A 20,521-nucleotide genomic window follows, 5' to 3' on the forward strand; every position below is an offset into this window, starting at 1 on the left:
TCATGTTAAAATTTCAAATCCATTTTTTGTAATAGCCACAGTATCTTCAAAATGTGCGCTCAAAGATCCGTCAGCTGTAGAAAAAGTCCAGCCATCAGAAAGTTCACGAACTTTCCATGTTCCCAAAGTGAACATCGGTTCGAGAGCAAGAACCATTCCCTCTTCGACTTTTTCACGAGAAGACCCCGCAACATAATTAGCAATATCTGGTGCTTCATGAACAGCATGTCCAACACCATGCCCTATAAGATCTCTTACGACAGAAAAACCTCCTTTTTTTGCAATGTTTTCTACAGCATATGCATAATCACGAAGAGTTGATCCTGGAAAAAAAGTTTCAATTCCAGCATAAAGAGATTCTTTCGTTGCCTCTACTAATTCGCTAGCGCGTTTAGATGGTGATTTTCCTACAATAATCGTTCTTGCTGTATCCGTTGCCAAGCCTTCAAACCACATACCGATATCAAGAGAAATAAGATCTCCTTCTTGTACTATCTTTTCTTTACTAGGTATTCCATGTACAACCTCTTCATTCAAAGATATACAGACCGTTGCTGGATAAGGATTTCCAAATTCTTTTCCATAATAAAGAAAAGAGGGCTTTCCTCCAATTTTTTTTATTTGATCAAAGGCAAAAACATCAAGTTCATAAGTACTTATACCAGGACGAACTTTTTCAAGAAGCATAAGAAGGACGTCGTGAAGACGTTTACCCCCTTCTCTCATTTTTTCAATTTCTGCTGGTGTTTTTATTCTCATATTCTTTTTCTCTCAGAATCAATGTGATTTGTTCATAAACATTCTGGCATACAATTTCTCCTTCACGATCACCATCAATCTCTAAAAGTATTTTTTTTCGACGATATTCCTCGATAACTGGTAATGTTTCTTCTTCAAAAATATTTAATCTTTTTTCCACACCTTCCAACGTATCATCCTCTCTTTTCATTAAAGGATATTGACAACGAGGACAAAGATCTTTTTGAGCATTCTGTATATCTTTACCTTCGATATAAAAACTAAAACATCTTGGACAAAAATATCTATGTTTTATTCTTTTTATAAGAGATTCTTTTTTTACCGAAAGTGAAATAACTCGCAACAAGGGAATTTCTTGTTTTTGAAGTATCTTCTCAATTCGTTCAATTTGTCCTATGCGTCTAGGGGCTCCGTCAAGAATAATTCCTCTTCGACATTCAGATCTCTTACAAATATCATTTTGTAAGAGATTTTCAATTATCTCATCTGAAATAAGAGAATGCTCCTTATACATATAATTGTAAATCTCTTTCCCTTGTGGAGTATCCTCTTGAGCAACCTTTCGGAGCTCCATACCTATATCAACATGCTTGAGTTGAAAAAATTTTGAAAGACAAAGAGCTTGAGCGCTTTTTCCTGAACCAGGAGGGCCCAAAAGGACCACACTAAAAAAATTCTGTTTCTTCTCCATAAAACATTTTTATTTCCAAAATGACGTATCAATAAATATCATATCGACGCATCACGAGTTGACTTTCAATTTGTTTCACCATCTCAACAACAACAGAAACAGCTATGAGTATACTTGTACCCCCAAGAGTCAAAGTTGAAATATTTGTAAATCCCTGCACAATGATTGGTAAGACAGCAATAAGACCCAAAAACAAAGATCCAAACAATGTAATGCGACTCGTTACACGAGAAAGATATTCTTCCGTTTGTCGTCCAGGACGTATTCCTGGAATAAAACCTCCTTGCTTTTGAAGATTCTCTGCTATTTTCTTTGGATCAAAAACAACAGCTGTATAAAAATAAGTAAAAAGTAAAACTAAAATAAAATAACTCATTCCATATACCCATTGATTGTTAAAAAGAGTCGTCAAAAATTCTCCGAAAGTTTTAAGATTTTCATTCCCAAATTGAACCAAAGCCCCTCCTATAAATGAAGGAAAGAGTACAATTGAAACAGCAAAAATAATTGGAATAACACCAGCTTGATTCACACGAAGGGGAAGATGAGTTGTAACACTTCCTCCTGTAGCATTCCCCCCCGAACGAGCTCTTTTAGCATAAGAAACTGGAATATTTCGTTGACCCTCATTTACAAAAACAACGCCAGCAATAGTTATAAGCCCGATCATGAGGAAAATTAAATAAGTAAAAAGTTGTGTTGAATCAAAAAGAGAAAGCGTTTGAGAAAAAACAGAAGGAAGTCCTGCAACGATACCTGCAAAAATCATAATAGAAACACCATTCCCTATTTTTTTCTCTGTAATAAGCTCTCCTAACCACATAAGAAAAATAGTTCCAGCCGTTGCAATAATTACCAAAACAGCCGTATCATAAGCAGTTAGATTAACAAGTATCTGTTGCGATTTGAAAAGCGATATCATCCCAAATGTTTGAAGTATAGCCAAAGGAACTGTTATGAGCCTTGTAATCATGGTAAATTTCTGTCTTCCTGCTTCCCCATCTTCTTTATACATCTGTTCAAATTGAGGAACTACCATAGTAAGAACCTGCATAATAATAGATGACGTAATGTACGGACCCACTCCCAAGAGCACTATGGAAATATTACTCAACCCTCCACCCGAAAAAATATTTAAAAGACCCAAAAGTTGACTACTTTCAAAAAGAGTCTTAACACGATCCATATCCACTCCCGGAAGAGGGATGTTAGCTGCAAATCTATATACAACCAAAATCGCCACAATAAAAAGTATCTTATTTCGAAGTTCAGAAACTTGAAAAACAGAAAGAAGTCGACGCATCATAGAGAAATTGTAATTTTGATTCTTCTTATTATTTCAACTAACAATAATCCGGAAAGAAAACTCGAATTTATTTCGAGCTTTCTTGGATTTCTTCAACTTTTCCACCAGCTTCAAGAATACTATCATGAGCGTTTTGAGAAAGAAGTATTTCACTTCCAATTACAAGATTTTTCGAAAGTTTTCCTTTAAATACTATCTTGACACCATTTCGCTCATTCTTCTTTGTGAGAATCTTTTTCGCAAGAAGAGTTTCTATTGAAACCGTTTCACCACCTTCATAGTGACTCTCGAGTTTTTCTGTAGTAAGAGTAATTTTTTTAAGATGAATAGACTTCACACCACGAGATTTTTTCATTCTCTCTACAAGAGAAGATCTTCCACCTTCAAATAGAGGATCAATCTTACTTCCCGAACGAGATTTCTGTCCTTTCGTTCCTCGCCCAGAATAAGTTCCGCGTTTTCCTCCTCTCCCTACGCGCTTCCGATCTTTCTTTCCCTTTATACTAAGTTCATGTATCTGCATACGCTTTTATGCGTCATTAATTTACCTTCTTTATACTGATTTCTTCATTGTTCGAGTCTTCTTCGGTTTCGCATCTCCTTTTACACTCACCTTCTTAGGGGCTCGTGTAACTACTTCTTTCTTTTCCACTGAAGTAACCTTCTTTATTGGAGCTTTCTTAATAATATTCTTAGCTTCTAATTCTTTATCTTTTTTCAATCCACTTTCTTTCTTAGTTTCATTCTTTATTGCAGAAGTTTTCTTTTCTGAAACAATATCGTTAACTACTTCAGGCGTGTTTTTTTTCTCTTCCTGAGAAAGTGTTTTTTGCTTTAAATTAGTAGGTCTTTGTAATTTTCCCAAAGCAATAAGAGTTGCTCGTGCTACATTTAATTTGTTAGCTGTTCCAAGTGATTTAGTTGTAATGTCGTGAATTCCAGCTAAATCAACAATAGATCGGACAGCTCCTCCAGAAATAAGACCTCGTCCCTGAGCTGCTGGTTTAAGAAGAACTTTAGCACTTCCCAATTTTACAGAAATATCATGTGGTATAGTTCCGTCCACGATAGGAACTGTCACGATTGATTTTTTAGCACTTGCATATGCTTTAGAGATAGCATCTGTAACATCAGAACCTTTGGAAACACCTACTCCAACCCTCCCTCGACGGTCTCCTATAACTACAGTAGCTCGAAATCGAAACCTTCGACCTCCTTTTACAACTCGAGTAACTCGTCGTAAATCTAAAAGTCTTTGTTCAAACTCGGGTTTTTCTCGACGCATTTTTTTTCGTGGATTCGCCATATATCAAAAATAGTATTCATTAAAACTGTAAACCACCCTCGCGAGCCCCTTCAGCAAGAGCTTTGATCTTTCCATGATAAGCATATCCGCCCCTATCAAAAACAATCTTCGCGATTCCGACCTTTGTCGCTTTTTGGGCCAAAATTAGTCCTATCATATGAGCTCGGGAAACATCGTTTTTGGGAAATTTCTTTTTATCAAGTTCACGCCAATCTGCGCTAGTCAAGGTAAGAGAATTTTCATCATCAACAAGTTGAACATACATTCCGCAAAGAGTTCTGCGAACAGACAATCTTGGTCTATCATTTGATCCGACTATACGAGCTCGGATGCGATGATGACGTCGCTGTCTTAAACTTTTTTCAACTTCTTTCATATATACTTTTCTTCATTCATATAAGATTTAATTTCCAGCTTTCTTTCCTTCTTTTCTTCGAACAATTTCATCGCTGTACTTAAAGCCTTTTCCCTTATATGGCTCGACTGGCTTAAGAGCACGAATATTTGCTGTAAATTGACCAACTTGTTGTTTATCAATACCAAATATTGTCAAAGTATTATCTTTAATAACGGCCTCTATTCCTTCAGGTATTTCGCGCTCTACAGGATGAGAAAAGCCTAAAGCCATGACCATTTTTCCACCTTGAATATTCATACGAAAACCGACTCCATTAAGCTCAAGTTTTTTTTCAAAACCTCGAGAAACTCCTATGATCATATTTTCAATGAGACGAGCTGTCGTCCCCCATAAAGCATTTGTCTCTGAAGTTTCAACTTTTCGGATTACTCGAAGTGCGGCATTGTTTTCTTCCATTTCAACATAAACATCTCGATGATGAGAAAAAGAAAGTTTTCCTTTTGGTCCGTCAACTTCAACCAAACGATTTTTACTATCAATCGTAACGGTAACTCCTTGAGGAATTATAACTGATTTTTTTCCAATTCGACTCATAAAACTAACAGTTACCAAATATAACAAACATATTCACCACCAACTCCACGCTTTCTCGCTTCTTCTCCTGAAAGCACCCCTTCGGAAGTTGAAATAACGGCAACGCCGAGTCCATTTTTAACTTTTCGAATATCTGTCGACCGAACATATACTCGTTGACCCTCTTTACTCACACGATGAATCTCATGAATAACTGGTTCTTTCAAAGAAAAACCTAAAGATTTATATTTAAGGTCAATTTCTAAAAGAGATCTCTCTTCTACGGTAGTCGCTCGGACATCTTCAATAAATCCGCGCTTCTTTAAAACCTCTGCTACTGCTTTTTTGAGCTTAGAAGAGGGAAGAACGATTCCTGCCTTTTGAGCAAGCTGAGCATTCCTTATTCTTGTAAGCATATCACTGATAGGGTCCAACATAATCGTATATTCGATGCTATTTAGCATTATCAAACTTTTTTCATTATTACCAAGAGGATCTTCGTACTCCAGGAATTTCTCCCCGGGATGCCAATTCTCGAAAACAAATTCGGCACACTCCAAATTTCCTCAAAAAACCATGCTTTCTTCCACATTTCCAACATCTTCGAACAATTCTTGTTGAAAACTTTGGTTTCTTTAACGCTCGTGCTTGTACAGATGTCTTTGCCATATCTTCAAGAGACTAATTATTCGTTTTGAAAGGAAATCGAAGTGCTGAAAATAAAACTTCAGCTATTTCTCTATTTCCTGATGATGTTACTACGGTCACTTGCAATGAAAACGGGAATTGAACCTTTTCGGCCCGGATCTCAGGAAAAATAGTATGTTCCCGAATTCCTAGATTCAAATTTCCAGCTTGGTCAACAATGGATTTTTCCAATCCTTGAAAATCTCTTGTTCGAGGAAGTGCTATATGGATCAGGCGGTCAAGGAAATCCCACATTCGATTCCCTCGTAAAGTAACTTTTATTCCGGAGGGAACTCCTTCTCGTATCTTAAATCCTGCTATAGCTCTTTTAGATAACACGACAACAGGCTTTTGTCCAGTTATTTGTGTTATATCATTACAAATAGCTTCTATTTTTTGATTCTCTTTATGAATTCTTCCCACTCCAACATTAACAATAACTTTTTCAATCTTTGGAACAGAATGTATATTTGAAATACCAAAACGACTAGAGAGGTCTTTTACAACATCTTTGCGATATTTTTCTTGTGTGGAAATAATAGTAGTAGTCATATTTTTAAGAAATAATCGCGTTACACTTCTTACATTTACGCTCTTTCTTTGCGGAGTCATTCACAACATATCCAACTCGAGTCGCTTTTGCGCATTTTGGACAGAGAAGAGCTACATTAGAAACATTTATAGGAGCATTGACTTCTACAATTTGTCCCTTTTCTCCTTTTCTTTGTGGCTTTCTATGTCTTTTTGTAAGGTTTATTCCCTCTACAATAAGACGCCCTTTCGTTGGTTGAACAGAAACAACAACGCCATCTTTATTTCGTTCCTTTCCTGTAAGAACCCGAATTTTATCACCTTTCTTAATCTTCATACACGAAATTATTCGATTTACAAAACTTCTGGAGCGAGTGAAATTATCTTCGAAAAACCAGCTTCTCTTAATTCTCTCGCTACTGGACCAAATATTCGAGTTCCTTTAGGCTCTTTTCCTTCAAGAATTACAGCAGCATTATCATCAAATGATATCCATGAACCATCTTTTCTTCTCAACGGATGAGCTTGGCGAACAATAACCACTTTAACTTTAGCACCTTTTTTTACTGAGCCTCTTGGTTCCGCTGATTTTACTGATGCAATAACAATATCGCCAACACTAGCATATCGACGTCGAGAACCGCCAGGAACTTTGAAGCACTCCACAATTTTAGCTCCTGAGTTATCTGCTACACGTAATCTTGTTTCCGCCTGAATCATAACTGTCTATAATTATCGATTTTCAATAATGCTCAAAAATTCAAAACTCTTTCGTTTACTATGAGGGCGACAAGAAGAAAAACGAATAAGATTTCCAACTTTGCATTTACCCAACTCATCATGTACCAAATATCGCTTCGTCTTCTTATACTTCTTTCGATATTTTGGATGCATCTCATAACGAACAACTTCTACACAAAGAGTTTTTTCGGAAGATAAACGAACAACTTCTCCTGTAAAGAGTGTTCTTTTACTTCGTACTTCTTCTTGTTGCTCTTCCTTTATCATATTGTTACAGCCTCTATAGTATATCTTAAAAAATTCTTAATCATCTTTATTCAACAACATCTTTACGTTCACGTTCTTGCGTCATAAGCTTTGCTAAATTCTTTCGTAATGATCCATACTGAGTGTTTTGTTTAAGCTTTCCAACGCTCAAAGCAAATCTTGTTCCTCTTAAAGCATCTCGAGTTTCTTCAATTGCTTTTCTTAGCTCTACCTCGCTCATTTGTTGAATATCATGGTATTTCATAAGATTATACGTTGTTGTCTTGATCCCTTTTAACAAATTTTGCTTTAACACTCAATTTTTGTGAAGCTCTTCTCATTGCTTCACGAGCAATATTAATAGCAACACCATCCATCTCAAACATCACTTTTCCAGGTTTGATCTTAGCTACATAATGATCTACTGATCCCTTTCCCTTTCCCATAGGAGTTTCAGCTCCTTTTTTGGTAATAGGCTTATCTGGAAAGAGACGTATCCAAATTTTTCCTCCACGCTGAACATATCTAGTCATTGCCCGGCGAGCAGCTTCTATTTGTCTAGAAGAAATAAGTCCGCCTTCCATAGCTTTAAGACCGAATGATCCAAAATTCACACTCTGCCCACGTCGAGCAAGGCCCCGAACTTTACCACCTCGGAACATCTTTCGATGCTTAACTTTTTTTGGCATTAAAAACATAACCTTGTCGCATCAATAATTTACTTTACATGCCCACCTTTATCCCCTTGTACAACCAAACCTTCACACCTATCGTTCCGTACGTCGTATAAGCAATAGCATATCCATAATCTATATTAGCTCGTAACGTATGTAAAGGAATAGTTCCGTGAGACAAACGTTCTGAACGAGACATTTCCGCACCACCCAATCGTCCTGATACCTCTATTTTAACTCCAAAAAGATTCTTATTCTTTTTTACCTGATCTATCGATGATTTCAGAACTCGGCGAAAAGGCATTCGTTTCTCTAACTGTTCAGCAACATTTTGAGCTAAAAGAAGGGCATCCTCTTCATAATTTCGAACTTCTTGGATATCCAATTTCAATTGAATCTTCTTTCCTGCAAAAAACTTAGCTTTAAGTTTCAAAGTCATACTCTCGATACCGTTTCCCCCTCTTCCGATAACCATACCAGGACGAGCTGTCCGAACAATCATTCGAACAAAACCTGCTGAACGCTCGATATCAACATCAGAAATACCTGCACTTTTCCATTCCTTCCTTATGAATTCACGGATTCCTACATCTTGACGCAAAGAATCAACATAATCTTTTGATGAGCGAAACCAACGTGATGCCCAACCAGTGTTGATACCTAAACGAAGACTTTTTGGATGCGCTTTTTGCCCCATATTTTTCCTTATTACTTCTCGAGTTTACTTACCTTCTTACCCTTTTTTTCAACATTCGTCAAATCTTCATTCTTCTTTGCCGGTGTTTTTTTCTCTTTCTTCAACAAAATCTTTTCGGAAGACTTTTCTTTCTTTGCTGTAGATACCACCTTTTCTTTCAAAACTTTCTTCTTCTCTTGTTGAATTAAATCATCATTCTTCACCGTCAAATCTCTTCGATCTTCCAAAACAACCGTGATATGAGATACTCTCTTAATAATTCTTGCCGCTCTTCCATGAGAACGCGCTCTCCATCGCTTCAAACTAGTAGCTTCATCTACAATTATATCTTTAACAAAAAGAAGTCCCTTATCTAATTGAAAATTATTCTCAGCATTTGCTACAGCACCTTTAATAAGAACAACTAGCATTCCTGCTGCCTCACGAGGACATGCTCGTAAACGAGCAACAGCTTCGTCAGGTGCGAAACCTTTAACAGTATCAGAAACTACTCTGATTTTTCGAGGTGACATTCTATAATTTTTGAGTTGTGCTCTGACTTTCATATACTTCAAATCATTATTTCTTGGTAGACTTTGCTGATTTTGCAGCTTTTGCAGCGTCTAATTCTCTTTGCTTAGCAGCTGTCTCCATTTCTTTTTGAATCTTTCCTCCATGGCGCAAAAACTTTCTTGTTGGCGAAAATTCACCAAGTTTATGCCCTACCATATCTTCAGAAATGAAAACAGAAATAAAATCTTTACCATTATGTACACCGAAAACAAAACCTACCATCTCGGGAGTGACTGTTGCTGAACGTGCCCATGTCTTAATCACCGTTTTATCTCCAGCTTTTTTTTCTTTAAGCTTTCCTATAAGGCGTTGATCAATGTAAGGACCTTTTTTAAGACTTCTACTCATATACGTTATCGTTTTTTACTCCTTCGAGCAAGGATAAATCGGTTACTAATATTCTTCTTCTTTCTCGTTTTCTTACCAAGTGCTGGTCTTCCCCATGGAGTCTTTGGATACTTTAATCCAATTGGCTGACGACCCTCTCCTCCTCCATGTGGATGATCTACTGGATTCATTGCAGAACCTCTCACAGTTGGCCTTCTTCCTAAATGGCGACTCTTTCCTGCTTTTCCAACTCGAATAGATCCGTGTTCAAAATTACTCACTTTTCCAATGGTTGCGTAACATTCTTTATTAATAAGACGTGTCTCTCCAGAAGTAAGTTTCAATTGTGCATATTTATCATCAAAACCCATAAGTTGCACTTTTGAACCTGCACTTCGTGCCATTTGACCACCCTTTCCAGGAAACATTTCAACATTACATACAAAATAGCCAGAAGGAATATTTTTAAGTGGCATTCTATTTCCAGGAGCAACTGGTGCGGATTCCCCACACAATAAGGAAGATCCGACTTTCATATCTTCGGTAGCAAGAATATATTTCTTATCACCATCTGCATAGAAAACTAAAGCTATAAAAGCACTTCTATTTGGATCTCTTTCAATTTGGACAATTTTTCCCTCTACACCAAATTTTATTTGTCGAAAATCTATAACACGATATTTTCTCTTATTTCCTCCTCCTCGATGTCGAACAGATATCTTTCCTCCCGCTCGCCCAGATTTTTTATTAACAACAGCAAGAAGGCTTCGAATTGGTTTTGCAACATACGAAACAATCTTCGATCGAACGATCGACATATTGCGTCTTCCTGCCCTGTTTCTATTATATTCAACTATTGCCATATCGATTCTTGTTCTCGATTATATCATTCAAAACTTTATGCTCCCTGAAACACTTCTATAGTCTGTCCTTTCCTTAGTGTCACCATCGCTTTCTTGAAATTTCTCGTTTTTCCTAAAGATCGACCAAATTTTCTCTCTATTCCCTTCTGTCGTATGGTTCGAACAGCTACAACTTTAACGGAATAAAGTTCTTCAACGGCTCGACGAATCATTTCTTTATCTGCATCAATTTTTACTTCAAAAACATACGTTCCCTTCTGCGCTAATTCGTGAGATTTTTCTGTAACATAAGGCTTTCTCAGAACGATAGAAGATAAAACTCTTCCTGTCTGTCCCTTTATAGCAACATCTTTTTTCTTCTCTTTGTCAGAATTCTTTTTTGAAGATTTTGTTTTTGAAGATTTCAATGAAGAAATATCTTCTTTCACAATTTCTTTCTTTCGTTTCGTTAAAAGCGCCATACGCAACACTCATTATTTAATCAATCGTTCTTGAAGCGCTTCAAGAGCTTCCTTACTAAGTACACAAAAATTGGAATGTAGAGCATCTATAATATTCATATCAGAAACTTCTTTAGAAGAAGCGGATGAAATATTCGAAATTGCTCGCTTAGTTTCAACTTCTTGAGAAGACAAACCGATAAAAATATTTCCTGTAAGAGATAAAGAATTCATCATTAAAATAATATTCTTCGTTTTCAATTCTTCAAGAATCAAAGAGTCTACAACAACAAGAAGATTTTTTCTTATCTTTTCACTCAAAACTACTCTCAAAGCGCATCTCCTCATAGAAACACTTATTCTTCCAGAATAATTTCTATCTTTTGTCGGTCCAAATACAACACCACCTTTTCGCCAAACAGGCGTTCGCACAGAACCAACTCGTGCACGTCCAGTACCTTTCTGCTTCCAAGGTTTTTTACCAGATCCAGCTCTTTCACCACGATCTTTTGTGTGAGCATGTCCACTTCGAGAATTTGCTCTCAAAACATCATATACTTGCTTTATAAGAGCCTCGTTCATAGGAATATCAAAAACTTGATCCATGACATCCATCATTTCTTTTTTCTCACCTTTCTGATTGTAAACTGCTACACTTGCCATACATTTATTGATTTCATGTTCACTTTGATACTATTTCAACAATGGAACCTATCTTTCCCGGAACGGCACCTCGAACGGCTAATAAACCCTTTGTTGAATCAATGAATACTACATCCAATCCTTTCATCGTTGATCGAGTACCTCCCATTCGTCCACCCATTCTCTTTCCTTTAAAGACATGCTCAGGAAATGAAGCCCCGATAGATCCAGGAGCTCTCCAATCATGTTTTCGTCCATGTGTTTTTGGTGATCCTTTAAAACCATGTCTTTTTACAACACCTTGGAATCCTTTCGCTTTTGTTATACCTGAAACAGAAACTTCATCTCCGACTTCGAAAATACTAACATCCATTTTTGCTCCAACTTCAACAGAGATAGCTTCTTTTTCTTGTATACGAAACTCTTTTCGGAAAAAATTCTTTTTTACAGGAACTTCCATCTGAACAGCTTGGTATCCGTCTCTTTCTTTATTACGAACAATAGTAACTTCATTGATTTCACAAGAAAGAAGCGTAACATTTAAAGCGCCTTTTCCTTCATCATAAAGCGTTGTCATTCCTAATTTTTTTCCCAACAAATATTTCATACTTTCGATACGTAAATTGTTCCTTTTCAATTCTTTAGTATTTCGGAGATTATTCTTTATAAAGACAAATAAAAAACCGGTTTACACCAGTCTTTCATCATACATCTTTTATGATGATGAATCCCTGGCTAGTTCAGTTTCCTTATAATTACTTCAGGACTTAAACTAGTTTCCTTTCAAAAAATTTATCTTCAAACAACTGCCAATTTCTAAATTCTACTTTCTCTCAAAAATCAATGATACTACATCTTAATCTCTATGTCTACACCCGCAGGGAGATTGATATTTGTAAGAGCATCAATCGTCTTTGGATTTGGAGATAATATATCAATCAATCTCTTGTGAACTCTCATCTCATACTGATCGCGCGCATTCTTATGTACAAAAGTTGATCGATTTACCGTCACCTTATGAATTTCTGTAGGTAAAGGTATCGGCCCACCAATAGTAGAACCTGCACGTTCAGCTGTTTCAACGATCTTTCTTGTAGATTGATCGATGATCTTACTGTCATACGCCTTTATTCGTATTCGAATCTTAGGCTCTTGCTCTGTGTCATTCTTCTTGTTCATGAAAACCACTTTAAACCATTAAGAGGAAACTTGTCAACACCACTCGATTCTAACGTAGTGATGTTGACTCTTTCTTCGTAATATTTACTTAGAAATCTTTGTTACAGCACCAGCACCAACAGTTCTTCCTCCTTCACGAATAGCGAATCTCATTCCTTCTTCCATTGCTACAGGAGCACCAAGAACGATATCAAGAGTTACGGTATCTCCAGGCATAACCATTTCAATTCCTTCAGGAAGTTTAACTTCACCCGTAACATCTGTAGTTCGAATATAAAATTGAGGTTTATACCCTTTGATGAATGGTGTGTGACGTCCACCTTCTTCTTTGCTCAAAATATACACTTGAGCTGAAAATTCAACGTGAGGAGTGATAGATCCGGGTTTAGCCAAAACTTGTCCACGTTCTACATCTTCCTTTTTAATACCTCGTATAAGGAGTCCAGCATTATCTCCTGACTGTCCTCTATCGAGAGATTTGTTAAACATTTCAATTCCAGTAACAACTGTTTTTTGAGTAGGATGAATACCAACAATTTCAACTTCTTCGTTAATATTAACAACTCCTCGTTCAATACGACCAGTTACCACTGTTCCACGACCTGCAATCGAAAAAATATCTTCGATAGGCATAAGAAAAGGTTTCTCCATATCACGAATTGGATCTGGAATTTTTTCATCCACTGCAGAAATAAGATCCCAAATAGGTTTTGCAGATTCATCAGTATCAGAAGTTGCTTCCAAAGCTTTTAAGGCACTTCCTCGGACGATTATAGCATTATCTCCATCAAACTCATATTTGGAAAGCAATTCTCTCACTTCAGCCTCAACGAGATCAATCAATTCTGGATCATCTACCATGTCAACTTTATTGAGGAAAACTACTATTTCAGGAACACCTACTTGACGAGCAAGAAGAATGTGTTCTCGAGTTTGAGGCATAGGTCCATCTGTAGCGCTTACTACCAAAATAGCACCATCCATCTGAGCAGCTCCTGTTATCATGTTCTTGATATAGTCAGCATGACCTGGACAATCAACGTGAGCATAGTGACGAATTTCAGATTCATATTCACAATGAGCTGTTGCAATGGTAATACCTCTTTCTCTTTCTTCTGGTGCATTATCAATATCTTCGACTTTTCTTGCTTTTGCTTGTCCTCGAAGACTCAACACATGAAGGATAGCTGCGGTAAGAGTTGTCTTCCCATGGTCTACATGACCAATGGTTCCAATATTTACATGAGCTTTACTTCGATCAAACTTTTCTACTGCCATACTTTTTTTCCTCGTGTATACGGTGAAATACAAACTTTCACTGCATACCGATACTTATTTTTACATTATTTTAAGAGCACCTCTTTGACTTATAAAATAAACATTTGAATATTTAGCTTCGATATAAACAAAGAAAACACCGAATTAAATATATCGCCTTAACGCCGTGAATGATAACAATTCTTTTTTTTAATGTCAAGATGAATTTGTATGTAAATAATTTATAAATTCTAAAGAAAAAACATAAGGAATTTTAAAAAACTTGAAACGAGTTTTAAAATCTTATCTTTTTACTCAAAAAAATAATTACACCCCCCTCATATTCATCTCATCTAAAAAGTAAAAGTTACTCTTTATTTTTTATTTCATTTCAATATGTATACGAGAAGGAATTGAAGATATTCGAGGAAAGAGGAATGTTGGTTCTGCGGGGGTTCGAGTAATATCAATTTTTTCTATTACTCCAGCATATTCCATTCTGAGTATTTCCACCACTTCATCAGGTTTTTTTGAAACAACTTCTTGGATAAATTTATCTTTTTCTACAGAAGCCTTCCAATTAACATTTCCCAAAGCTTTAAATTTTAATATTTCCTTCTCAGTTTCAAATAATATTTCTCCATATTTTATATTATAATCTTCAGGAATCCATGAAACACCTTCTTGTATTTTCATATCCTTTGCCACTCGAGATTCAAATTCTTGCCAAACATATTTCTCAAGATCTTTCGTTCGTATAGCTTGTATTTGAATACGTGCCGTCATAGAATATTCAAAATTTTTAGCAACTGTGTTTTCACCAGGAAAGGCCTGCGCATCTTCGATCGACACTTTCATTGCCTCTGGAAAAACAGTCCAACCCTCACCCGAACTTTCTTGTATTCTCTTAAAAGCTTCTTCTTTCACCTTTACTTCCATACTCAAACGAGCCTTTTCCACATCTAAAGAAGAAACGAGAAATATCTCCGAGCCACTTTTTCCTCCTCCTGTAAAAGAATCTTCAGATTTTGCATAAAAATATTCATATTTTGGAGTCCCTTTCAAGCCAGGAATAGTGAATCGAGAAGGTTCTTTATTATAAGACTCCCCAGGACCGTCAGCACGAACCTCAACTTCTACTTTTCCTGGAACAATCTCACCATTTTCCGTTTTCTTTCCTGGAACGACAACACTTTGAACTGTTCTATATACTTTTTCATCCTCTGAAAGTATTCTTGTTGTTGCAACAAGAACCTGAGATTGTTCGCTATATTCATTATAAATTGTCACCAAACCTCCTGATTTTTGAACATTAGAACCAGACCCACCTGTCGCAGGAAATGATTCCGTTAATGTTACTGTCTCAAAAAAAGTTTCTGTTCGAATTTCTTGATCTTTTCCAGAAGCTGAGAGAGTAATAGGCATTTCTCCTGAAGATGAAACTCGGAGCATATTCAAGACCAAAGTAGCTTCTGGAAGATATTTCCATGAAAAAAATCCTCCAGTAGCAAGAAGTGTTACTAAAATAAAAATTGCAATCCAAGTAAAAAATGATTTCTTTTTTTCTCTAGGAACATAATTCCTTTCTTTTTTCTTTTCTTGAAAATCCTCAGTGGGAACTTCAGAATCTTGTTGAAAAGATCCGTATTCTCTCTGATGTAAATTTTCTCTCCCATAAAACTCTTCTATTTTTTCCCGATTATGGAAATCTGGAACGACTTCAAAAGAATTGTTATTCTCTTTTGGAAAGTCCTTCATCGAATTCATAGAAAGATTTAATGCTGGGTCTTCAATAGTTTCTTCTTGTTTTTCATTAGAAACAATTTCTTGTTCTTTTGAAGATTTAATTGTTTGTTTTTTTCTCTTTTTAAGAATATTTTTCATCAATCGAATACTATTTGAGATAGATTTTGTTTCATTTTTATCTTTCTCAGGTTCTTGAAAATCTAAAGAGGAAGAAAAATTTTCTTGTTCATGAGTCAAAGAAAAATCCTCTTCAAAAGAATCTTTCATTTCTAAGGGTGATAGAATCTGCGCATCTTGAGGAGATACTCGCAAAGCACCTGATTGCTGAAGTTGAATAAGATAAGAATATGGCTGTGTTTCTATCCCCGCCCTTCGAGCATACGCTTCTCCTCGAGCGTCCTGTGTTATTATGGCAAAATATTTTCCAGCCCGATCAAGCTCTCTTTTGAGTAAATAGAGATTAGTCAAACTTTCCAAAATAATCGATCGTTGCGGTACAGCTAAAACAATATTTTTTCCATCCGAACGTTTCGCTCTACTTATGAGCGACATTATCTCTTCGTCTGGATTTATGTGAATAATCAACATATCAAAATAAAATCAAGAAATATTTTTTGCTGTACGTCGGAGTATATTAGAAAGCATTTTTTCCTCCAGTAACATTTCAATCATAAGATTAGCCAGAGCAAGGGGTGTTACATCTTGTGATGAAGTTAATTTTTTCGTCATATCTTTCATTCGAGAAACATGTTCTGGAAGAAGATAGGTAACCTCCACATCAGGAGAAAAAAATAATTCATTTTTCCACTCTTCTCTTCTCATAGATGTTTCCATTTCAGGAATAGACACACCTCCCCCACAAAGGAGAATGCGCTTTGGTAAAACATCCGTTTTAAGAAATTCACCCAAAGATATCTCTAATCCCCCTAACCATATATTCACATCCTCTTTCATAATTTCATGGACAGAATCAGGATTTATTCTTTCATGTTCCCATTTCTTTCCTGAAGTATAAAAAAGTTTCAATCTTTCTGCCTCCTCAAAAGAAATTTGAAATTCATATGCAAGATGTTTTGTGAAAGAATGCCCTCCAATAGCAAACATTTTCGTTCCCTCAAGTCCTCCATTACGAACCACTGCTATATCTGTGGTCCCTCCTCCAACATCCACAAATACTGCCTGAAAATCTCTATCATCTTCAGAAGAAAATATTCTTGAAACAGCATATGGCTCCGCAACAATACTCAAAGACGAAATACCCAATTCATCCGCAATTGTTTCCAAAGCACCAAGATGTATCACCGGAGAATAAGCATTAAATATACTTATAGAAACATTCTTTCCTTGAAAGCCCACAGGATTACTTACCTTATATCCATCTATACGAACATTTACTACTGCAGCATTAATAAGTTTTATATCCACTGCTTTTTGTTCTGTTTCCCATTCCAATTGATTCTGAATACGTTCAAATGCCTTTAGTTGAACTTGTCGCATGATTTCTTTCAATTCTGAAATTTCAATTTTAGTATCAGGACGACTCCTCTCATAGTGAACAGTCATGGTCGTTCCTCGAACGAGCTCTCCGGCAATTCCTAATATCGCACGATCAATATGTTTCGTTCGAGATGCTTTAAGCGCTTCGTTAAGAGCACATCGGGATGTCTCTAATACACCCTCGATATTTACGATACCTCCACTCAACATATCTCCGGCTCTTTGTTGTTTTTTCCCAACGCCGATGACATATCCGCGCTGTTCCTTTTTGTCAAAACGAAAAATTAAAGCCTTTACAACATCAGTTCCAATATCAAGAGCCAGATATCGTTTATTACTTTCTGAAGAATGAAATATATTTATATTTTCTAAAAAAGACATACGTCAAGTATACCATATCGTACAAAAAAATAGAACGTTTCATTTTTCTATTCTGCACATTTTAAAACATGAGCAACTTCTTCTATTTTACTTCTTGATAATAATCCTTCTTTTCCACCATAATGTCGTATAACATTTGTTGCGTTGGCTATTCCCCAAGACAGTGCTTCTCCGGTACTACGATCAAGAAATATTGCTCCCAAAAAACCACTTGTAAATGCATCTCCAGCACCCGTTGAATCTACAACAGAATCTGTCATATTTTTTCTACAACGAAAAACCGAATCTACATTTCGATCGTACACCCAAGCCCCACGAGATCCATCTGTTATAACCACAAAATGAGCATTTCCAGCGAGCGCAATAATGAGAGAAAGATATTCCTCACTTTCAATTCGAGAGACATCAAGAGATACATTCAAATTATCTTTTTTAGAAACAAGGGCAAGAAGCTCCATAGCTTCATCTTTATTCAAAAAAATTCCCTTTGATTCACGACAAATAGCCCATACGGTTTCCGCATCTTCATGAATATTATTTTGACTTGGATTATAATAGAGAGAAAGATCTTTTTCTTTTGAAAGGGTAAGTATTTTTTCTATTGGAGCCTTCCATTCTCCATAAAGTCCTCCTACAAAAATTGATTGCCCTTGATGAAAAACACTATCTGGAATTTCCAGACATTCATTAGCATCTCTATTATAAAAGATAGTTCTCTCTCCTGTTTGTTCATCGATAATAATAGCACCGAGATCTGTTTTTCGGTCAGGAAGTCTTTGGATAAATGATGTGTCTACGCCCGTCTTTCGAATTTCTTGAAGTAGTAAATCTCCAAGAGTATCTTTTCCTACATTAGAAATTAAAATAGAATGAATACCCAAAAGAGCCAAACCTTGAGAAACGTTTGTTGCACATCCACCAGGAGCTTCAAAACGATTTTCTGCTCGATATTTTGCTCCGACTTCAAAAACCATTTTTTGTTTAGAAAGCATTTCTTTGGGCGTATGTACAATGGAAAGATCTTTATAAGGAAAAAAGACATCCTGTGACAAAGATCCGATACAAACTATTTCTTTTACCATATATTCTTTATATTTACACTATCTTCTTTTTTCTATTATAAAACACCAGAAACAATATGCAAGAATACCTTTTTATTTCACCATAAAAATAAAAATCTTTATTCATTACTTATTTAAACCTATTAAATAAACTTTTTGTAACCACAATTCTTTCTTTTTAGAAGAAGCAGAAAGAACAGATCCAAAATAATTTTTATAAATCGGTTGTATTCCACAAAAACCTAAAGTTCCTTTCATCATTTTATAACTAGGATCTCCAACAAACCACCAATAATACCAAGAAGGAGAATCCATAGTAGTAAAAAGTTGAGCTGTTTTCCCTTTCAAAAGTTTATCCCATCTTGGAATTATTCCTTTAGATTTTTTGTACGAGAAAGCAAATCCTGATTGAAAAACAGATTCAAAAAAAACTTTAAGTAATGCTGGAGGTGTAGCCCACCAAATTGGGTAAACAAAAACTAAATAATCCGCCCAAGAAATAAGAGATTGAATATTTTTAAGGTCTTCAGGAAGTTCAATTTTTTCTTTATATTCACATCTCAAAAAATTTTCAAGAGAAGAAAGATCTCTTAATTCAATAGTTCTTACTTCATTACCAGCATCTTTTGCTCCCTGCACATAAGAATTACAAAGAGCATGGCAGAAACTCTCTTTTCTAGGATGAGCCATGAAAACAACTATTTTTTTCATAAGGAGACTCTCTAGCGATCAAAATTTTTCCTTCCCGCGTAAATAGCACGATTTCCTAATAATTCCTCAATACGAAAAAGACGATTATATTTTGAAAGACGTTCACCTCGACAAGTTGCTCCACTTTTAATCTGTCCTGCTCCAGTAGCAACAGCAAGGTCGGCAATAAAATCATCTACCGTTTCTCCGCTTCTATGACTTATATATACCGAATATCCAGATTTTTTAGCTATTTCAATAGCTCTAAAAGTTTCCGTCAGTGTTCCGATTTGATTTACCTTTATAAGCACTGCATTAGCAACTCCATCGTTAATTCCCTGTGTAATTATTTCTGGGTTCGTGCAAAAAAGATCATCTCCCACAAGCTGAATACTATTTCCCAATCGTTTGGTAATTTCCTTCCAGCCTTCCCAATCTTTTTCTCCGAGAGCATCTTCAATAGAAACAATTGGGTAGTCGCGAATCCATCGCTCCCACATTTCAATCATTTGTAATGAGGATTTTTTTTCTTTTGTGGATTTCCAAAATTCATATTCCCCATCTCTCCATAATTCACTCACTGCAGGATCAAGTCCAATAGCAATGTCTTTTCCTGGAATATATCCCGCCTTTTCAATCGATTCCACCATAATTTCCACAGCTGCTTCATTGGAGGGAAGATCTGGAGCAAAGCCACCCTCATCTCCAACTCCGGTAGTATAGCCACGTTCTTTAAGTAAAGATTTTAGAACTTGGTAAGTTTCACTTCCCATTCTCAATGCGTGAGAAAAACTTTCTGCTCCTACAGGATTAAATTTAAATTCTTGAAAATCAAGTTTATTATCAGCATGAGCTCCGCCATTAATACTATTAAAACATGGTGTAGGGAGGAGAACTGCTTCATCTCCACCAAGATATTGAAAAAGCTCCTGTTTTCGAGACAATGCTTCTGCACGAGCCACTCCCATAGAAACACCGAGGATAGCATTAGCTCCAAGATTTGCTTTATTGGAAGTTCCATCCAAATCAATCATTATCTGATCAATTTCCTCCTGATTTCCTGCATCTTTTCCTATGAGCTTCTGCGAGAGAATATCATTTACATGAGAAACTGCCTTAAGAACACCCCTTCCTCCATAGCGATGCTGATCCTCATCTCGGAGTTCTACTGCTTCACGTTCTCCTGTTGAAGCTCCAGACGGCACTCCTGCAATCACTACCGTCCCATCTTCAAGAGAAACCTCTACTTCAACGGTAGGATTTCCTCGTGAATCAAGAATTTCTCTTGCATGAATTTTTTTTATACTAGCCATATTT

Annotated in this window: 29 protein-coding genes; all 29 read right to left on the reverse strand. The window is 36.3% G+C overall.

Annotation, left to right across the window (positions count from 1 at the left end):
- Entirely contained in the window at positions 1 to 759 is a 759-nt protein-coding gene (gene map / locus IPN70_01360) for a type I methionyl aminopeptidase (protein ID QQS61560.1), read from the reverse strand.
- On the reverse strand, positions 731 to 1,450 hold the full coding sequence (locus tag IPN70_01365) for a nucleoside monophosphate kinase (GenBank protein QQS61561.1): 720 nt from the start codon (positions 1,448 to 1,450) through the stop codon (positions 731 to 733). The genes map and IPN70_01365 overlap by 29 nt, the downstream gene beginning before the upstream one ends.
- 28 nt (positions 1,451 to 1,478) lie before the next feature.
- Positions 1,479 to 2,756, reverse strand: coding sequence for a preprotein translocase subunit SecY (secY, locus tag IPN70_01370; GenBank protein ID QQS61562.1), 1,278 nt, complete (start codon positions 2,754 to 2,756; stop codon positions 1,479 to 1,481).
- A 67-nt stretch (positions 2,757 to 2,823) separates the two neighbouring features.
- Positions 2,824 to 3,279 (reverse strand): 50S ribosomal protein L15, encoded by a 456-nt coding sequence (gene rplO / locus IPN70_01375; GenBank protein ID QQS61563.1) that lies wholly within the window; start codon positions 3,277 to 3,279, stop codon positions 2,824 to 2,826.
- A 30-nt stretch (positions 3,280 to 3,309) separates the two neighbouring features.
- A complete protein-coding gene (gene rpsE, locus IPN70_01380; GenBank protein QQS61564.1) occupies positions 3,310 to 4,062 on the reverse strand; it encodes a 30S ribosomal protein S5 in 753 nt (250 codons plus the stop codon).
- 19 nt (positions 4,063 to 4,081) lie between these two features.
- Positions 4,082 to 4,438, reverse strand: a complete 357-nt coding sequence (locus IPN70_01385) for a 50S ribosomal protein L18 (GenBank protein ID QQS61565.1) — start codon at positions 4,436 to 4,438, stop codon at positions 4,082 to 4,084.
- A gap of 27 nt (positions 4,439 to 4,465) precedes the next feature.
- Entirely contained in the window at positions 4,466 to 5,014 is a 549-nt protein-coding gene (gene rplF, locus IPN70_01390; protein ID QQS61566.1) for a 50S ribosomal protein L6, read from the reverse strand.
- Between the two features lie 11 nt (positions 5,015 to 5,025).
- Complete coding sequence (gene rpsH / locus IPN70_01395) at positions 5,026 to 5,430, reverse strand: 30S ribosomal protein S8 (protein ID QQS61840.1); 405 nt, start codon at positions 5,428 to 5,430, stop codon at positions 5,026 to 5,028.
- 46 nt (positions 5,431 to 5,476) lie between these two features.
- Entirely contained in the window at positions 5,477 to 5,662 is a 186-nt protein-coding gene (locus tag IPN70_01400) for a type Z 30S ribosomal protein S14 (GenBank protein QQS61567.1), read from the reverse strand.
- Positions 5,663 to 5,674: 12 nt separating this feature from the next.
- Positions 5,675 to 6,232: a 50S ribosomal protein L5 gene (rplE, locus tag IPN70_01405; protein ID QQS61568.1), complete on the reverse strand. Its 558-nt coding sequence runs from the start codon at positions 6,230 to 6,232 to the stop codon at positions 5,675 to 5,677.
- 4 nt (positions 6,233 to 6,236) lie between these two features.
- Positions 6,237 to 6,548: a 50S ribosomal protein L24 gene (locus IPN70_01410; GenBank protein ID QQS61569.1), complete on the reverse strand. Its 312-nt coding sequence runs from the start codon at positions 6,546 to 6,548 to the stop codon at positions 6,237 to 6,239.
- 17 nt (positions 6,549 to 6,565) lie between these two features.
- Positions 6,566 to 6,931 (reverse strand): 50S ribosomal protein L14, encoded by a 366-nt coding sequence (rplN, locus tag IPN70_01415; protein ID QQS61570.1) that lies wholly within the window; start codon positions 6,929 to 6,931, stop codon positions 6,566 to 6,568.
- A gap of 12 nt (positions 6,932 to 6,943) precedes the next feature.
- On the reverse strand, positions 6,944 to 7,219 hold the full coding sequence (gene rpsQ, locus IPN70_01420) for a 30S ribosomal protein S17 (protein QQS61571.1): 276 nt from the start codon (positions 7,217 to 7,219) through the stop codon (positions 6,944 to 6,946).
- A 46-nt stretch (positions 7,220 to 7,265) separates the two neighbouring features.
- Entirely contained in the window at positions 7,266 to 7,463 is a 198-nt protein-coding gene (gene rpmC / locus IPN70_01425) for a 50S ribosomal protein L29 (protein QQS61572.1), read from the reverse strand.
- Between the two features lie 4 nt (positions 7,464 to 7,467).
- On the reverse strand, positions 7,468 to 7,896 hold the full coding sequence (rplP, locus tag IPN70_01430; protein QQS61573.1) for a 50S ribosomal protein L16: 429 nt from the start codon (positions 7,894 to 7,896) through the stop codon (positions 7,468 to 7,470).
- 25 nt (positions 7,897 to 7,921) lie between these two features.
- The gene (gene rpsC, locus IPN70_01435; GenBank protein ID QQS61574.1) at positions 7,922 to 8,569 is read right to left on the reverse strand and encodes a 30S ribosomal protein S3; all 648 of its coding nucleotides are present in this window, start codon (positions 8,567 to 8,569) and stop codon (positions 7,922 to 7,924) included.
- A gap of 11 nt (positions 8,570 to 8,580) precedes the next feature.
- Complete coding sequence (gene rplV, locus IPN70_01440) at positions 8,581 to 9,114, reverse strand: 50S ribosomal protein L22 (GenBank protein ID QQS61575.1); 534 nt, start codon at positions 9,112 to 9,114, stop codon at positions 8,581 to 8,583.
- A gap of 13 nt (positions 9,115 to 9,127) precedes the next feature.
- Positions 9,128 to 9,469: a 30S ribosomal protein S19 gene (rpsS, locus tag IPN70_01445; GenBank protein ID QQS61576.1), complete on the reverse strand. Its 342-nt coding sequence runs from the start codon at positions 9,467 to 9,469 to the stop codon at positions 9,128 to 9,130.
- Between the two features lie 5 nt (positions 9,470 to 9,474).
- Positions 9,475 to 10,311 carry a 50S ribosomal protein L2 gene (gene rplB / locus IPN70_01450; protein ID QQS61577.1) on the reverse strand — a complete coding sequence of 279 codons (837 nt, stop codon included), beginning with the start codon at positions 10,309 to 10,311 and terminating at the stop codon, positions 9,475 to 9,477.
- A gap of 35 nt (positions 10,312 to 10,346) precedes the next feature.
- Positions 10,347 to 10,772: a 50S ribosomal protein L23 gene (gene rplW, locus IPN70_01455; protein ID QQS61578.1), complete on the reverse strand. Its 426-nt coding sequence runs from the start codon at positions 10,770 to 10,772 to the stop codon at positions 10,347 to 10,349.
- Positions 10,773 to 10,784: 12 nt separating this feature from the next.
- Positions 10,785 to 11,414, reverse strand: coding sequence for a 50S ribosomal protein L4 (rplD, locus tag IPN70_01460; protein QQS61579.1), 630 nt, complete (start codon positions 11,412 to 11,414; stop codon positions 10,785 to 10,787).
- A gap of 19 nt (positions 11,415 to 11,433) precedes the next feature.
- Positions 11,434 to 12,000, reverse strand: a complete 567-nt coding sequence (locus IPN70_01465) for a 50S ribosomal protein L3 (protein ID QQS61580.1) — start codon at positions 11,998 to 12,000, stop codon at positions 11,434 to 11,436.
- 242 nt (positions 12,001 to 12,242) lie between these two features.
- On the reverse strand, positions 12,243 to 12,572 hold the full coding sequence (rpsJ, locus tag IPN70_01470; GenBank protein QQS61581.1) for a 30S ribosomal protein S10: 330 nt from the start codon (positions 12,570 to 12,572) through the stop codon (positions 12,243 to 12,245).
- Positions 12,573 to 12,656: 84 nt separating this feature from the next.
- On the reverse strand, positions 12,657 to 13,850 hold the full coding sequence (gene tuf, locus IPN70_01475; protein QQS61582.1) for an elongation factor Tu: 1,194 nt from the start codon (positions 13,848 to 13,850) through the stop codon (positions 12,657 to 12,659).
- Between the two features lie 360 nt (positions 13,851 to 14,210).
- Entirely contained in the window at positions 14,211 to 16,163 is a 1,953-nt protein-coding gene (locus IPN70_01480) for a hypothetical protein (protein QQS61583.1), read from the reverse strand.
- 12 nt (positions 16,164 to 16,175) lie between these two features.
- The gene (locus IPN70_01485; GenBank protein ID QQS61584.1) at positions 16,176 to 17,453 is read right to left on the reverse strand and encodes a rod shape-determining protein; all 1,278 of its coding nucleotides are present in this window, start codon (positions 17,451 to 17,453) and stop codon (positions 16,176 to 16,178) included.
- A 47-nt stretch (positions 17,454 to 17,500) separates the two neighbouring features.
- Entirely contained in the window at positions 17,501 to 18,535 is a 1,035-nt protein-coding gene (locus IPN70_01490; protein ID QQS61585.1) for a carbohydrate kinase family protein, read from the reverse strand.
- A 105-nt stretch (positions 18,536 to 18,640) separates the two neighbouring features.
- Positions 18,641 to 19,225 (reverse strand): NAD(P)H-dependent oxidoreductase, encoded by a 585-nt coding sequence (locus IPN70_01495; protein QQS61586.1) that lies wholly within the window; start codon positions 19,223 to 19,225, stop codon positions 18,641 to 18,643.
- An 11-nt stretch (positions 19,226 to 19,236) separates the two neighbouring features.
- Positions 19,237 to 20,517, reverse strand: a complete 1,281-nt coding sequence (eno, locus tag IPN70_01500; GenBank protein ID QQS61587.1) for a phosphopyruvate hydratase — start codon at positions 20,515 to 20,517, stop codon at positions 19,237 to 19,239.
- Positions 20,518 to 20,521 lie beyond the last annotated feature (4 nt).

This window comes from Candidatus Moraniibacteriota bacterium, from assembly GCA_016699795.1.
In the GTDB taxonomy this organism is placed as follows: Bacteria; Patescibacteriota; Minisyncoccia; order Moranbacterales.

Excerpts from the sequence above, each read along its gene's own strand:
- map (QQS61560.1), bottom strand. The coding sequence starts at position 759 with ATGAGAATAAAAACACCAGCAGAAATTGAAAAAATGAGAGAAGGGGGT.
- IPN70_01365 (QQS61561.1), bottom strand. The coding sequence starts at position 1,450 with ATGGAGAAGAAACAGAATTTTTTTAGTGTGGTCCTTTTGGGCCCTCCT.
- secY (QQS61562.1), bottom strand. The coding sequence starts at position 2,756 with ATGATGCGTCGACTTCTTTCTGTTTTTCAAGTTTCTGAACTTCGAAAT.
- rplO (QQS61563.1), bottom strand. The coding sequence starts at position 3,279 with ATGCAGATACATGAACTTAGTATAAAGGGAAAGAAAGATCGGAAGCGC.
- rpsE (QQS61564.1), bottom strand. The coding sequence starts at position 4,062 with ATGGCGAATCCACGAAAAAAAATGCGTCGAGAAAAACCCGAGTTTGAA.
- IPN70_01385 (QQS61565.1), bottom strand. The coding sequence starts at position 4,438 with ATGAAAGAAGTTGAAAAAAGTTTAAGACAGCGACGTCATCATCGCATC.
- rplF (QQS61566.1), bottom strand. The coding sequence starts at position 5,014 with ATGAGTCGAATTGGAAAAAAATCAGTTATAATTCCTCAAGGAGTTACC.
- rpsH (QQS61840.1), bottom strand. The coding sequence starts at position 5,430 with ATGTTGGACCCTATCAGTGATATGCTTACAAGAATAAGGAATGCTCAG.
- IPN70_01400 (QQS61567.1), bottom strand. The coding sequence starts at position 5,662 with ATGGCAAAGACATCTGTACAAGCACGAGCGTTAAAGAAACCAAAGTTT.
- rplE (QQS61568.1), bottom strand. The coding sequence starts at position 6,232 with ATGACTACTACTATTATTTCCACACAAGAAAAATATCGCAAAGATGTT.
- IPN70_01410 (QQS61569.1), bottom strand. The coding sequence starts at position 6,548 with ATGAAGATTAAGAAAGGTGATAAAATTCGGGTTCTTACAGGAAAGGAA.
- rplN (QQS61570.1), bottom strand. The coding sequence starts at position 6,931 with ATGATTCAGGCGGAAACAAGATTACGTGTAGCAGATAACTCAGGAGCT.
- rpsQ (QQS61571.1), bottom strand. The coding sequence starts at position 7,219 with ATGATAAAGGAAGAGCAACAAGAAGAAGTACGAAGTAAAAGAACACTC.
- rpmC (QQS61572.1), bottom strand. The coding sequence starts at position 7,463 with ATGAAATACCATGATATTCAACAAATGAGCGAGGTAGAGCTAAGAAAA.
- rplP (QQS61573.1), bottom strand. The coding sequence starts at position 7,896 with ATGTTTTTAATGCCAAAAAAAGTTAAGCATCGAAAGATGTTCCGAGGT.
- rpsC (QQS61574.1), bottom strand. The coding sequence starts at position 8,569 with ATGGGGCAAAAAGCGCATCCAAAAAGTCTTCGTTTAGGTATCAACACT.
- rplV (QQS61575.1), bottom strand. The coding sequence starts at position 9,114 with ATGAAAGTCAGAGCACAACTCAAAAATTATAGAATGTCACCTCGAAAA.
- rpsS (QQS61576.1), bottom strand. The coding sequence starts at position 9,469 with ATGAGTAGAAGTCTTAAAAAAGGTCCTTACATTGATCAACGCCTTATA.
- rplB (QQS61577.1), bottom strand. The coding sequence starts at position 10,311 with ATGGCAATAGTTGAATATAATAGAAACAGGGCAGGAAGACGCAATATG.
- rplW (QQS61578.1), bottom strand. The coding sequence starts at position 10,772 with ATGGCGCTTTTAACGAAACGAAAGAAAGAAATTGTGAAAGAAGATATT.
- rplD (QQS61579.1), bottom strand. The coding sequence starts at position 11,414 with ATGGCAAGTGTAGCAGTTTACAATCAGAAAGGTGAGAAAAAAGAAATG.
- IPN70_01465 (QQS61580.1), bottom strand. The coding sequence starts at position 12,000 with ATGAAATATTTGTTGGGAAAAAAATTAGGAATGACAACGCTTTATGAT.
- rpsJ (QQS61581.1), bottom strand. The coding sequence starts at position 12,572 with ATGAACAAGAAGAATGACACAGAGCAAGAGCCTAAGATTCGAATACGA.
- tuf (QQS61582.1), bottom strand. The coding sequence starts at position 13,850 with ATGGCAGTAGAAAAGTTTGATCGAAGTAAAGCTCATGTAAATATTGGA.
- IPN70_01480 (QQS61583.1), bottom strand. The coding sequence starts at position 16,163 with ATGTTGATTATTCACATAAATCCAGACGAAGAGATAATGTCGCTCATA.
- IPN70_01485 (QQS61584.1), bottom strand. The coding sequence starts at position 17,453 with ATGTCTTTTTTAGAAAATATAAATATATTTCATTCTTCAGAAAGTAAT.
- IPN70_01490 (QQS61585.1), bottom strand. The coding sequence starts at position 18,535 with ATGGTAAAAGAAATAGTTTGTATCGGATCTTTGTCACAGGATGTCTTT.
- IPN70_01495 (QQS61586.1), bottom strand. The coding sequence starts at position 19,225 with ATGAAAAAAATAGTTGTTTTCATGGCTCATCCTAGAAAAGAGAGTTTC.
- eno (QQS61587.1), bottom strand. The coding sequence starts at position 20,517 with ATGGCTAGTATAAAAAAAATTCATGCAAGAGAAATTCTTGATTCACGA.